The sequence below is a fragment of the Viridibacillus sp. NPDC093762 genome (genome assembly GCF_050279675.1).
In the GTDB taxonomy this organism is placed as follows: domain Bacteria; phylum Bacillota; class Bacilli; order Bacillales_A; family Planococcaceae; genus Viridibacillus.
In genome coordinates this window covers 249111-261776 of the sequence record NZ_JBNNUK010000002.1, presented here as the reverse complement: position 1 = coordinate 261776, position 12666 = coordinate 249111, and the positions used below count along the sequence as shown (strand labels likewise).

Here is a 12666-nt window from a genome sequence, read left to right as displayed (position 1 = left end):
TTGACAAGGGGTGTAACGTAATGTTTCCAATTTTAAAGACTGAACGGCTAATTTTGAGAGAACTAGTAGAAGATGATGCTCATGCTATATTAGATTGCTTTTCAAATGTTGATGTATTACGTTTCTATGGGCAAAATCCACTAACAAGTTTAGATCAGGTGAAACAAATTATCGAAAATTTTTCGAGAAATTACGAGAAAAAAATGGGCATCAAATGGGGAATTGAGCGAAAAGGTGTGAATGGAATTATAGGAACAATTGGCTTCCAAGAATGGTCTTATGTACATAAGCGAGCAGATATAAGCTACGCACTTTCTCCTGAATATTGGGGAAACGGATATGCAACTGAAGTTGTAAAAAAAGTAATTACTTTTGGTTTCGAAAATCTTGGCATAAAGCGTATAGGAGCAGTCATTTTTGTGGAAAATACTTCTTCGAATAAGTTATTGGAGAAATTAGGCTTTGAAAAAGAAGGCGTTTTAAGAAATTATATGTATCAAGATGGTGTTCCACATGACACTAATATTTATTCATTACTAGATGATAAATCCAGTTAGAAAACTAAATTAGACAGGAAATAAAATTCTAGATAGTAATTTGATAGCTTTTCTAATGGAATAACAGAACTTACATGAGAGTTATCATAACCATATTGCCTGGGAAATGAGATATAACGGAATTGAATTTTCTGAAAATATTCCAAGGATATCAAGCGAATTGGCTGGGTAAGATCGATTCGCTTTTAATATGGAGGTCTTAATACTGTGACTCGTTTCTATAGTATTTACTTTAAATAGTATTTGTCTAAAGATTCAAAGGTGCCACCGAATCAAGTTTTTGGATAGATCTTAACAGAATTATTGTTGGGTTACCCCAAATTCTAAACGATTCTTTGTTAATATAAACGTAGATATTGTACACTTAATAGTAATACATAGAAAAAAGAGGGGGAGCATAATGACCAATCATCAAAATCCAATTCTGTTTTATGACGGTTGTTGCGGGTTCTGTCAGTGGGCAGTACAGTTCGTCTTAAAACATGAACGGAATCACGATATTCTTTTTGCTCCATTACAGGGTGAAACTGCAAAAAGCACTTTGTCACCGAATCTTACAAAGAACCTCGATTCAGTTATAGTAAAAAGTCCATCTGGTATATTGACTGAATCAGAGGCTGTGTTTTTTTTACTCCCTTATTTAAAACCACCTTTTCCCTTGTTCACTATTTTCAAACTAATTCCTTTATTTATACGAAATCCAGTATATCGTCTCGTAGCTCGCAATCGTCATCAATTAATGAAAGCACCTGCTAGCTGCCACTTACCAAATGTGGATGAACGCAAAAGATTATTGCCATAATTCGATTTATTTGGTATCACTTTTATAAGAGTATAGAAAAACCATCAAGCTTTTAACTTGATGGTTCTTCTACTTTTTCCGGACTATTGGAAGCATTTAATAAAACTACTCCTCCAATTATTAATACTATGCCAAGGAGTGTCATGATGCTAAAAGGATCATCCCATAACAATACACCAATAACTGCTGTTATAGCTGTCCCTATTCCGGACCAGATAGCGTAAGCTAAACTTAATGGTATGGTTTTAAGACATAGTGATAAGCAGTAAAATGCTATTCCAAAACCAATTATTACACCAATAGAAGGGAGTATAATTGTAAATCCTTCTGATAATTTTAACATTGTTGTACCAAATATTTCGCTAATGATGGAAACACCTAAAGCTATATAACCTCTCATACTATAACCCCCGATTATCTAAAGATTAATGAACACTACCACTTGAGAGCTTCAGTACAACAACTCCGCCAATGATCAGCACTAATCCTAAAGCTTTTTTTAAATTGAAATATTCTTTATATACTATTACACCGACTATTGCGGTTAAGGCTGTACCTACCCCTGACCAAATTGCATAAGCTGTACCTAATGGAATGGTTTTAAGTGATAAAGATAAGCAATAAAAAGCTGAAAACATTCCAATAATTACGCCAATAGAAGGGAACAGCTTTTTAAATCCATTTGAAACTTTTAACATAGAACTACCAAATACCTCACTAATAATGGCTACTGCCAAAATTATATATGGATTCAAGTTGAATACCTCCTACTTTGTCATGTTGATTAATTTTTGAATAACATCTTCACGCAATTTATCATCTATTGGAGCTATATTAAACAGTTCTGAATAGTAAAGTCCATCTATAGCTAATCGGATAATAGTTGCTGTTACTGGATCTATACTATCTTGCTCCACTTTATTTTGCATATGCTGATAGCTTTGAGACATGCTTGTTAATAAATCTGGATTTAACATAGAAGATGCAAGTAGTCCTACATTTAACTCAGCATTGTGATTTAAATCCTCTTTTGTTGCTTCTATTAAAGCGCGGCTCCATCTACCTTTTTCTATTGAGTCATTCATAGCGTACTCATTAAATCGAGAAGTGAAATCTTCGAAGATATATTGAGTTACTTCCAATAATAATGCTTCTTTACTTGGAAAGTGATACAATAAACCACCTTTACTAATCCCAGCTTGCTTTGCCACTGCATCTAAAGTAAGTGAATTTATATCATTTTCCAAAATATAGTCTTTAGCAGATTTTAGAATGTGTTTGCGCTTGATTGTTGCTTTTGATTCCATGTGTGAAGCCCCCCTTCAATAAAACCGTCCAGATGGTCTTTTATGTGTTTTTATTATACCGTCTAGACGGTTTTTTTGTCAATATATAAAGCTATGATGAATCAAAAAAGGGAGTTAAAGCAGATGAACATTGATTTTAACTCCCTTTTTTCTAAATAACTATCTGATTAGATAATATGCAACTAAGAATAATATATATATAGAACTCGATAGTCTATATTATATATACATCGCTGCTCCTCAAATTTATCATCAACTCATAAATACTTCTACCACCATATAAAAAAGAAAGATTAACACAACCTCTAAAGAAAACAATGCTAGTTTAATTATTTCAATAGAAATTTCCCTTTTTACCTAAACATAAACGACAAACCAACTAAGTATATTATTAGATGATCCATAATTAGTATTTAACATTAGTTTTTAATATAGTATCTCCATTGGTTATAATAGAATAGAGGTGACATACAATTGAACTATAAAAAGATTACCAGAAAAAAGATTTATGAAGAAGTCGCTGATATATTAATAGAAATGATTAAAGATGGTCAGTTGAAACCAGGAGATCAATTAGACTCTGTACAAGAGTTGGCAATCAATTTTCAAGTAGGAAGATCAGCAATTCGTGAAGCACTAACTTCATTAAGAGCAATGGGACTTATTGAAATGCGACAAGGGGAAGGGACATTTGTCAAAACATTCACGGCAGATAATCTATCTTATCCTATCCAAAGTGCAATGCTCATGACGAATAAAAATATTCAAGAGTTATTAGAAGTACGTCAAATTTTAGAGACAGGTATTGTCGCAAGCGCGGCGCAAAAAAGAACAGCAGAAGATTTGGAAGGGATGCGTGTTCATTTAAAGGAAATGATCAATCACACAAAAAACTCTGATCTAGGGGAGAGAGCTGACTTAGCCTTCCACTTAGCCATTGCTAAAGCTGCGAATAATGTATTACTTAGCACATTAATGCAACATGTGTCCGATTTAATGTCTGAATCTATGCGTGAAACACGTCGTATTTGTTTATATGATGAAAAACAAACATTAGATTTCTTAAACGAACAACACCATTTGATTTACAAACAGATCGAAGCACAAGATGCGGAAGGTGCTTCAAAAGCGATGAAGTCGCATTTGCAATTTGTAGAGTCAATTTTAGCGCAATATATCCAAGAGGAAAATGACTAAGCTGTAGGTCGTTCTTCTCAATAAAATTAACAGAAAAATCAGTATTTTCAATAAAAAGATTGGAAAACCATTGTTTATTACTGTATCATTAATGAAAAATAAGTCATCAGATGACCATATCTTTGAGGGGGTATGTACATGAAGGTAACACTATTTGTAACATGTCTTGTGGATATGTTCGAAACAAATGTGGGAAAAGCAACTGTGGAGTTGTTGGAGCGGCTTGGTTGTGAAATTGATTTTCCTACAGCTCAAGTATGCTGTGGTCAACCGTCTTACAATTCAGGGTATGTTGAGCATACAAAAGCAGCTATTAAAAAAATGATAGAAACGTTTGAAGCAGCGGAAGTTGTTGTTACACCATCAGGATCGTGTGCAACAATGTTTCATGAATACCCACAAATATTGAAAGATGAGCCAGGTTGGTCTGCACGTGCAAGGCTATTGGCTGAAAAAACGTATGAACTGACAGATTTTATCGTAAATGTTTTAAAGGTAGAAAATGTCGGTGCTAAGTTGACTGGAGAAGCAACTTATCATCCTTCATGCCATATGACACGCTTATTAGGAATAAAAGATGCACCATATACACTTTTATCAAACGTAGAAGGACTAGAAATGAAACCCTTACCTTATGCGTATAATTGCTGTGGCTTTGGGGGAACGTTCTCCGTGAAAATGGGGAATATTTCTGAACAAATGGTTGATGAAAAAGTAGATGCGGCAATCTCTACAAACGCTCAGATTTTAGTAGCATCTGACGGTGGATGCATTATGAACATTGCAGGACGAATGCAACGTAGGCAGGTACCAGTGAAAGTAATGCATATTGCTGAAGTGTTAAATTCACATTAAGGGGTGAGCATATGGCTGTAAAAATTACAGATGGGAATTTTAAAGACAAAGTAAAAGATAATTTAAAAGATGACTTTATGCGTGGTGCTGTGTCTGGTGCACAAGATCGCCTTCGTTCTCGCCGATTAGAAAACGCAGAGGAACTTGGAAACTGGGAAGAATGGCGCTCTCATGGAGAAGAAATTCGCCAACATGTACTTGAAAATCTCGATTATTATTTACAAGAACTTTCAGACAACATCCAAAAGCTTGGTGGTCACGTTTTCTTTGCACAAACTGCAGATGACGCTAATCGTTATATTGAAGAAGTTGTTAAAAAGAAAGAAGCAAAAAAAATCGTCAAATCAAAATCAATGGTTACTGAAGAAATCGGTCTAAATGCAGCATTAGAAAAGGCTGGTTGTACTGTGATTGAGACAGATTTAGGGGAATACATTTTACAACTTGACGAACACGAACCACCTTCCCATATAGTCGCACCTGCACTACATAAAAACAAAGAACAAATTCGTAAGGTGTTCGAAGAGAAGATAAATTATAAAAAATCAAATGATCCAACAGAATTGGCAAGGCATGCACGAGAAACTTTACGTAACGAGTTTTTAACAGCGGATGTTGGTATTACAGGTTGTAACTTTGCTATAGCTGAATCTGGTTCGATTAGTTTAGTAACCAATGAGGGGAATGCTCGTTTAGCCACGACTGTGCCAAAAACGCAAATTACTGTTATGGGTATGGAGCGCATTGTACCTACGTTCGAAGAATTAGAAGTACTCGTTAGTTTGTTGACTCGAAGTGCTGTTGGGCAAAAACTAACGAGTTATATCACGGTATTATCAGGTCCACGCCGTGAAGGTGATGCTGATGGTCCTGAAGAGTTCCATCTTGTCATTGTTGATAATGGACGTTCGAAAATTCTTGGAACTGAATTTCAATCAGTATTACAATGTATTCGTTGTGCAGCATGTATTAATGTATGTCCTGTATATCGGCATATAGGAGGGCATTCATATAACTCAATCTATCCAGGACCAATAGGAGCTGTATTGACTCCGTTACTTGCAGGATATGATGACTTTAAAGAATTACCTTATGCCTCTACATTATGTGGTGCTTGTACGGAAGCATGCCCTGTGAAGATTCCGTTGCATGAGTTACTTCACAAGCATCGACAAATAATAGTAGAAAAAGAAGGTAAAGCACCTATTTCTGAAGGCTTGATGATGAAGGCGTTTGGTATTGGGGCATCCTCTAATCCGCTATATACAACAGGAACAAAACTCGCAACAAAAGTTATGAAGCCCTTTATGAAAGATAAAGAGTTTATATCTAAAGGGCCGGGGCCATTAAAAGAATGGACAATGATACGCGATTTCCCTGCACCAAAAAATGAACGTTTCCGCGACTGGTATAAAAACCGTGAAGGAGGAGACAAGAAATGATCCAACAACGTGCACCTTTTATAAAAAATATTGCAACAGCACTTGGCCGAGAAATGAATACAACAAAAAAGCCTGAACGTCATTGGAAGTATAATCCGCAAGCAAAAACACTGACTGATCTATCCCAAGATGAGCTTGTGCAAGTGTTTCAGAAACAGTGTAGCAATATTCATACAGACTATATTGAAACAACTGCAGACCAATTAAAAGTAGTGTTAGCAAATCGTGTAGATTTAAATGGAGGCGGTCCCGTTTCTATTTGGAAAGATGAACGTTTCGACACATTCGGTCTACGTAATTTACTGGAAGAAGAGTGGCCACAAGCAAGTGTTGAAGTGAATGAATGGAATGTAGAAAATGGACATGATAATATTAAACTTGCAGAAAAAGCGAATGTGGGTATTACCTTTAGTGATATAACACTTGCCGAGTCTGCAACAGTTGTTTTATTTTCAACAGGCGGTCAAGGGAGATCAGTCAGTTTGCTTCCACAAACCTATATTGCGATTATTCCCAAAAGCACAATTGTTCCAAGAATGACTCAAGCAGCACAAATTATCTCTGAAAAAGTGCGAAGTGGAGAAACAGTACCGCCATGTATTAATTTCATATCTGGACCAAGTAATTCAGCCGATATTGAGATGAATCTGGTGGTTGGTGTGCATGGCCCTGTAAAAGCAACATATATAATAGTAGAAAATCGATAATTTAATATAAAATTCGATTAAGAATACAATACGATTATGAAAAAACCTGTATGTAAAATACAGGTTTTTTCATTTTATTTAGAGAAGTTCATCAACATTATATAAGAGGAATTTTATATGAAGATATCGAATTAACTATATTCAATCAGTTAGATTTTGAGAGAGGGGATTAAAAATGGGGAAAGTTGAAGGTTTTGAATTAAATAGTCAAGAACCTGAAAAAGCAGCATTATTTTATTCCGAAGTTTTTTTTTGGGAAATATCAGTACCGCATTGGGATTATTGAGCCGTTTCTATAAATAAACGTACTGAATCTGGAATTAACGGCAGAATAGGTAAAGGACCTTATGATTATCCTCATGGCTCCCACATTCAAATAGAGGTTGATTTTATAGATGATGCGATTAATAAGGCGTTTTTCTTGGCATACTTAGTTGACCCTACAGGCATCAGTTTTGGTCTTATTCAAAAAAAATAAAACCCAGTCATTAAGTGACCACTTGGATTAAACATGATTGCACGAAATATTAAAAGATTAAAAACTAAACTAAAACACGGCTTTAGTTGCATTTGTAGATATGTTTTTAATTTCGTAAAATTTGATGTATTCTGTATTAAAATGAAAAAACAACATTTTCGAGAGTGCTTATGGCATTTAGAAAAAGGTCATAAATTTAACTTATCACACGCTATAATATTAATGTAATTTACTTATGTATCTAATTAGTATATTATTGTTTGTGGAGAAAAGAAGCTATTATTAAAGCCTTTTCATTAGTTAATTAGAGGGGGAACCAACCTATGGCAAACAAAAACTTGCATAACAGCCGTGCTTCATTCGACGTAAATGGTAAACAATATAACTTCTACCGTTTAGCTGCAATCGAAGAAGCTGGTATCGCAAAAGTATCACGCCTTCCTTATTCAATCAAAGTATTATTAGAATCTGTTTTACGTCAATACGACGGCTATGTAATCAAAGAGGATCATGTTGATCAATTAGCAAAATGGGGCGCAGATGTAGATCCTAATGCTGAAGTTCCTTTCAAACCATCACGCGTAGTATTACAAGATTTCACTGGTGTACCAGTAGTAGTTGACTTAGCATCTCTACGTTCTGCAATGAAAGAAATGGGCGGAGACGCTAACGAAATTAACCCTGCAATTCCAGTTGACCTTGTAATTGACCACTCAGTACAAGTTGACAAATACGGTACTGCAACAGCTTTACAAGCTAACATGGACCTTGAATTCGAACGTAACGCTGAGCGTTATAACTTCTTAAAATGGGCTCAAACATCTTACAATAATTTCCGTGCTGTACCTCCTGCAACTGGTATCGTTCACCAAGTTAACCTTGAGTACTTAGCTCCAGTTGTACACGTGAATGAAAATGCAGACGGAACTTTCGAAACATTCCCAGATTCAGTTGTTGGAACTGACTCTCATACTACAATGATCAACGGTATCGGTGTACTTGGATGGGGTGTAGGTGGTATCGAAGCTGAAGCAGGTATGTTAGGTCAACCTTCATACTTCCCAGTTCCAGAAGTAATCGGTGTTAAATTAACAGGCGATCTTCCAAACGGAACTACAGCTACTGACTTAGCTCTTAAAGTAACACAAGTTCTACGTGCTAAAGGTGTAGTTAATAAATTTGTTGAGTTCTTCGGTCCGGGAATCCCTCAATTACCACTAGCTGACCGTGCAACAATTTCTAACATGGCTCCTGAATACGGTGCTACATGTGGTTACTTCGCAATTGACGAAGAATCATTAAACTATATGCGTTTAACTGGTCGTGACGAAGAGCACATCCAAGTTGTTGAAACATACTTAAAAGAAAACAACATGTTCTTTGATCCTGAATTAGAACCAGTTTACACTGATGTTGTAGAAATTAACCTTGCTGATATCGAGCCTAACTTATCAGGTCCTAAACGTCCGCAAGATTTAATTCCACTTTCAAACATGAAAAAACGTTACCACGAAGTAGTAGTAGCTCCTTCTGGTGTACAAGGTTTCGGTTTAACTGAAAAAGAATTCGAAAAAACTGCAACTGCTAAATTCGCTGAAGGCGATGTAGAAATTCCTGCAGGTGCTGTAGCAATCGCTGCAATCACTTCATGTACGAATACATCTAACCCTTACGTATTAATCGCTGCAGGTTTAGTAGCTAAAAAAGCTGTTGAAAAAGGTTTAACTGTTCCTAAATGGGTTAAAACTTCGTTAGCACCAGGTTCAAAAGTTGTAACTGGATACTTAAACGATTCTGGTCTTACAACGTACTTGGACGAAATCGGTTTCAACACTGTAGGTTACGGCTGTACTACATGTATCGGTAACTCAGGTCCATTACTTCCTGAAATCGAAGAAGCGATTACTTCAAATGATTTATTCGTAACTTCTGTACTTTCAGGTAACCGTAACTTCGAAGGTCGTGTACACCCACTAGTTAAAGCTAACTACTTAGCATCACCACCACTTGTTGTTGCTTACGCATTAGCTGGTACTGTAGATGTAGATCTTCAAAATGATTCATTCGGTAAAGACAAAGATGGCAACGATGTATTCTTCGCTGATATCTGGCCTACTACTGAAGAAATCAACAATGTTCTTGGTAAAGTTGTAACTCGTGACCTATTCCAAAAAGAATATGCACGCGTATTTGACGAAAATGAAAAATGGAATGAAATTGAAACATCAACTGATTCTCTATACACATTTGATGAAAAATCAACTTACATTCAAAACCCACCATTCTTCCAAAACCTTGCACCAAAACCAGAAGACATTAAAGGACTTTCTGGCTTACGTGTACTTGCGAAGTTCGGTGACTCTATCACAACTGACCACATCTCTCCTGCAGGTGCGATTGGTAAAGATACGCCAGCTGGTCAATACTTACGTGCTAACGGTGTAGAACCTCGTAACTTCAACTCTTACGGTTCTCGTCGTGGTAACCACGAAGTTATGATGCGCGGTACTTTCGCTAACATCCGTATCCGTAACCAAGTTGCTCCAGGTACAGAAGGTGGTTACACTACTTACTGGCCAACAGGCGAAGTTGAGTACATTTACGATGCAGCTATGAAATACGCTGAAAATGGCACTGGTTTAGCTGTACTTGCTGGAAAAGATTACGGTATGGGTTCTTCACGTGACTGGGCTGCGAAAGGTACTAACCTTTTAGGCGTTAAAACAGTTATCGCTGAATCTTACGAACGTATTCACCGTTCAAACCTAGTAATGATGGGTGTTCTTCCATTACAATATGTTGATGGACAAAACGCTGAATCTCTAGGCTTAACTGGTAAAGAAGAAATCTCAGTTAATATCGCTGAAGGTGTTAAACCTCAAGATATCTTAACTGTGACTGCTAAAGCTGAAGACGGTTCTGTTAAAGAATTCAAAGCTCTTGCACGTTTCGACTCAGAAGTAGAAGTAGACTACTACCGTAACGGTGGTATCCTACAAATGGTACTTCGTAACAAATTAACAAAATAAGTTAGGTTTGATTCTTTAAGAGTCTTCCTTCCTTGTATACATGTGTAGCGTATCTTAACTGTATGCTACACATGTATTTTTCTATTTTAATATGGAAAATAAATGATATTTTGAGTCAAATTGAGAAAAAATAGTTGAGGTGTACCAATTGGGATTTATGGAAAAGAAGAATCTTCAACTTTTCGCTTCTTCACTTGCCTTCATTCTCGCTCTTAATATACCGTTTGCATACTTGAATACAGTTCATGCGGCACCAGTAGAGCAACAACAAAAGGACAATGAGAAAGTTGAAATAGATGAGACAGTTGTACCACAAGAAGTAATTACATTAGAAGAAACATCAGATAAAGATGAACCCGAAATACAAGAAAAACAATCATCTGTAGAAACTCCAGAAAATATTGAAACAACCGAAGAAGAAAAGATTGTAGAATCGCCAGAGGTTATATATACATATGTAACAGTGAATGCAAACAGTTTATTATTCGAACCAAATAACACGACAAATGCTTTGTTACAATTAAATGATTCATCAACCATTTACTACGTGAACCCTACAGATAACGCAAATTGGTATGAATTATCAATTGGACAAAATACATATTGGATTGCACGTGAAAACCTGAGTGAAGCAAAATTAGAACTTGTTGTACCTGAAGTGAAAAAGACAGTAAGTATTACAACTAAAAAACCCTTCAAAATTTATAACAAGCCAAGCACAACTTCGACAGTTTTAGCGGTAGGATCACAAGCAACAAAGTTTAAAACAATTAATATTGTCGACAATTACTTCGTTGTAAATGTAGGAAATCAAACAGGTTATATCGCATTTAAAGATGTCGAATTATCATTTAAATCATCAGATAATGTCGAAATTACTAACAAATCAGTGACGCTATATACAGTCACAAATAATAAGTTCGAAAAATTCGGTACATTAACAAAAGGTGCTGTTTTTAAACCAACAAAAACTACTAGTAAGTATCATTACATTAAGAAAAGTGGCAAACAATATGCAGTTCCAATTACTGGCACAATGCCTACAAAGAAGGCAAACTCTTTAGCCACGCTGAAATCAGCAACATATCCAATCACTTTATATGCAGAAAAAACTTCAGCTGTGTACGATCAAAATGGTATCAAAATCGGTTCTTTAAACAAAGGACAAACTGTACATTTAAAAGGTATATCTAAAGGTTTCGGTATAATTGAATATTTAGGTCAATCTGGGTATGTCGATTTAGCTAATTACTATCACAAAAACATCGTTAATCCGACAAAAAACGTCACGTATAAGGCATACTCGTACTATATGAAAGTTTTCGCTAAATTGTATCCTGAGTTTACATCTCTAGAGAAAATTGGTGAATCTGTCGAGGGAAGAGCAATCTATGCGTTAAGAGTGGGGAATGGTAAGAAAGAAATCTTAGTAGATGCAGCCATTCATGCTCGTGAACATATGACCACAAATGTAGTAATGGAAATGATAGATAACTACTCTTATAGCTATAATAAAAAGACAAGCTTTGCAGGTTATGATGTGCGTCAAACCCTTGATACAACAAGTATTTGGTTTGTGCCAATGATTAATCCTGATGGTGTGACATTAGTACAAAATGGTATAAATAGTATGGCGAATAAGAATCTGATCAAGCAGATCAATAAAAGCTCAAATTACAAACGTTGGAAAGCTAATGCTCGTGGTGTCGATTTAAATCGAAATTTTGATGGTGAATGGAAATATGTACCTTTTACACCGAAAACCTATAAAGGTTACAAAGGTCCCCGTGTATTCTCAGAACCTGAAGCGCAGGCACTAAAAGCTTTTGTCGAACGTCATAAATTTAAGTCCGATATTTCATATCACTCATCTGGTCAAATTCTATATTGGTTTAACTTCCAAAATAGCACTAACTATAAGCGTGATTTAGCATTAACACGTCAAATTAGTCGTGTAACTGGGTATTCAATCATCCCACCTCTTTATGTTCGAGGTAGTGGATCTTCTGCTGATTGGTTTATCATGTCACAGAAAAAGCCTGGTATTACAGTTGAAATTGCACCATATTCAGGTGAAGGTCCAGTATCCCATAAACATTGGAATAATGTATGGATGAAAAACAAATCAATAGGTTTGTTAGCATCAAAAGAAGCTAGTAAACGATAACAAATAGGCGAAGCTAATGGCTTCGTCTTTTTGTTATCGAGGGATATAAAATTAATGCTTTGATGTCGAATTACGCTGTATATAAGGCTTTTTTGAGTAATTTCAGTTAGACTTCTGTATAATAG

Annotated in this window: 12 protein-coding genes; 9 read left to right on the top strand and 3 right to left on the bottom strand. The window is 35.8% G+C overall.

From position 1 onward, the window contains the following. Positions 1 to 20 precede the first annotated feature (20 nt). Both ACQKM9_RS05140 and ACQKM9_RS05135 read left to right on the top strand, forming a co-directional pair. The gene (locus ACQKM9_RS05140) at positions 21 to 557 is read left to right on the top strand and encodes a GNAT family N-acetyltransferase (protein ID WP_427733280.1); all 537 of its coding nucleotides are present in this window, start codon (positions 21 to 23) and stop codon (positions 555 to 557) included. A 400-nt stretch (positions 558 to 957) separates the two neighbouring features. Further along, entirely contained in the window at positions 958 to 1359 is a 402-nt protein-coding gene (locus tag ACQKM9_RS05135) for a thiol-disulfide oxidoreductase DCC family protein (RefSeq protein WP_427733278.1), read from the top strand. Positions 1360 to 1411: 52 nt separating this feature from the next. Here ACQKM9_RS05135 and ACQKM9_RS05130 read toward each other — a convergent pair whose 3' ends face one another. Genes ACQKM9_RS05130 through ACQKM9_RS05120 form a run of 3 tightly spaced genes read right to left on the bottom strand, consistent with a single transcriptional unit; the run spans position 1412 to position 2666 of the window. Further along, positions 1412 to 1759: a DMT family transporter gene (locus ACQKM9_RS05130; protein ID WP_427733276.1), complete on the bottom strand. Its 348-nt coding sequence runs from the start codon at positions 1757 to 1759 to the stop codon at positions 1412 to 1414. 25 nt (positions 1760 to 1784) lie between these two features. Next, positions 1785 to 2114, bottom strand: a complete 330-nt coding sequence (locus ACQKM9_RS05125; protein ID WP_427733274.1) for a DMT family transporter — start codon at positions 2112 to 2114, stop codon at positions 1785 to 1787. A 12-nt stretch (positions 2115 to 2126) separates the two neighbouring features. Next, positions 2127 to 2666: a TetR/AcrR family transcriptional regulator gene (locus ACQKM9_RS05120; RefSeq protein ID WP_427733272.1), complete on the bottom strand. Its 540-nt coding sequence runs from the start codon at positions 2664 to 2666 to the stop codon at positions 2127 to 2129. Positions 2667 to 3140: 474 nt separating this feature from the next. Between ACQKM9_RS05120 and ACQKM9_RS05115 the strand changes: the two genes are divergently transcribed. The 7 genes from ACQKM9_RS05115 to ACQKM9_RS05085 all read left to right on the top strand — a co-directional run bounded on the left by ACQKM9_RS05115 (position 3141) and on the right by ACQKM9_RS05085 (position 12541). Next, complete coding sequence (locus ACQKM9_RS05115; RefSeq protein WP_427733270.1) at positions 3141 to 3863, top strand: FadR/GntR family transcriptional regulator; 723 nt, start codon at positions 3141 to 3143, stop codon at positions 3861 to 3863. A gap of 138 nt (positions 3864 to 4001) precedes the next feature. Then, positions 4002 to 4718 carry a (Fe-S)-binding protein gene (locus tag ACQKM9_RS05110; protein WP_427733268.1) on the top strand — a complete coding sequence of 239 codons (717 nt, stop codon included), beginning with the start codon at positions 4002 to 4004 and terminating at the stop codon, positions 4716 to 4718. A gap of 11 nt (positions 4719 to 4729) precedes the next feature. Next, on the top strand, positions 4730 to 6160 hold the full coding sequence (locus tag ACQKM9_RS05105; protein ID WP_427733266.1) for a LutB/LldF family L-lactate oxidation iron-sulfur protein: 1431 nt from the start codon (positions 4730 to 4732) through the stop codon (positions 6158 to 6160). After that, positions 6157 to 6867: a LutC/YkgG family protein gene (locus ACQKM9_RS05100; protein ID WP_427733264.1), complete on the top strand. Its 711-nt coding sequence runs from the start codon at positions 6157 to 6159 to the stop codon at positions 6865 to 6867. The genes ACQKM9_RS05105 and ACQKM9_RS05100 overlap by 4 nt, the downstream gene beginning before the upstream one ends. A gap of 175 nt (positions 6868 to 7042) precedes the next feature. Then, complete coding sequence (locus ACQKM9_RS05095) at positions 7043 to 7153, top strand: VOC family protein (protein ID WP_427733262.1); 111 nt, start codon at positions 7043 to 7045, stop codon at positions 7151 to 7153. A 515-nt stretch (positions 7154 to 7668) separates the two neighbouring features. Beyond that, positions 7669 to 10374, top strand: a complete 2706-nt coding sequence (gene acnA / locus ACQKM9_RS05090; RefSeq protein ID WP_427733260.1) for an aconitate hydratase AcnA — start codon at positions 7669 to 7671, stop codon at positions 10372 to 10374. 157 nt (positions 10375 to 10531) lie between these two features. Continuing rightward, positions 10532 to 12541, top strand: a complete 2010-nt coding sequence (locus tag ACQKM9_RS05085; protein WP_427733258.1) for a M14 family zinc carboxypeptidase — start codon at positions 10532 to 10534, stop codon at positions 12539 to 12541. The last annotated feature ends 125 nt before the right edge of the window (positions 12542 to 12666 follow it).

Bases quoted from the DNA above. Each gene is read 5' to 3' on its own strand.
- ACQKM9_RS05120 (WP_427733272.1), bottom strand. From the start codon at position 2,666: ATGGAATCAAAAGCAACAATCAAGCGCAAACACATTCTAAAATCTGCT.
- ACQKM9_RS05100 (WP_427733264.1), top strand. From the start codon at position 6,157: ATGATCCAACAACGTGCACCTTTTATAAAAAATATTGCAACAGCACTT.
- ACQKM9_RS05135 (WP_427733278.1), top strand. From the start codon at position 958: ATGACCAATCATCAAAATCCAATTCTGTTTTATGACGGTTGTTGCGGG.
- ACQKM9_RS05105 (WP_427733266.1), top strand. From the start codon at position 4,730: ATGGCTGTAAAAATTACAGATGGGAATTTTAAAGACAAAGTAAAAGAT.
- ACQKM9_RS05110 (WP_427733268.1), top strand. From the start codon at position 4,002: ATGAAGGTAACACTATTTGTAACATGTCTTGTGGATATGTTCGAAACA.
- ACQKM9_RS05085 (WP_427733258.1), top strand. From the start codon at position 10,532: ATGGAAAAGAAGAATCTTCAACTTTTCGCTTCTTCACTTGCCTTCATT.
- acnA (WP_427733260.1), top strand. From the start codon at position 7,669: ATGGCAAACAAAAACTTGCATAACAGCCGTGCTTCATTCGACGTAAAT.
- ACQKM9_RS05140 (WP_427733280.1), top strand. From the start codon at position 21: ATGTTTCCAATTTTAAAGACTGAACGGCTAATTTTGAGAGAACTAGTA.
- ACQKM9_RS05095 (WP_427733262.1), top strand. From the start codon at position 7,043: ATGGGGAAAGTTGAAGGTTTTGAATTAAATAGTCAAGAACCTGAAAAA.
- ACQKM9_RS05130 (WP_427733276.1), bottom strand. From the start codon at position 1,759: ATGAGAGGTTATATAGCTTTAGGTGTTTCCATCATTAGCGAAATATTT.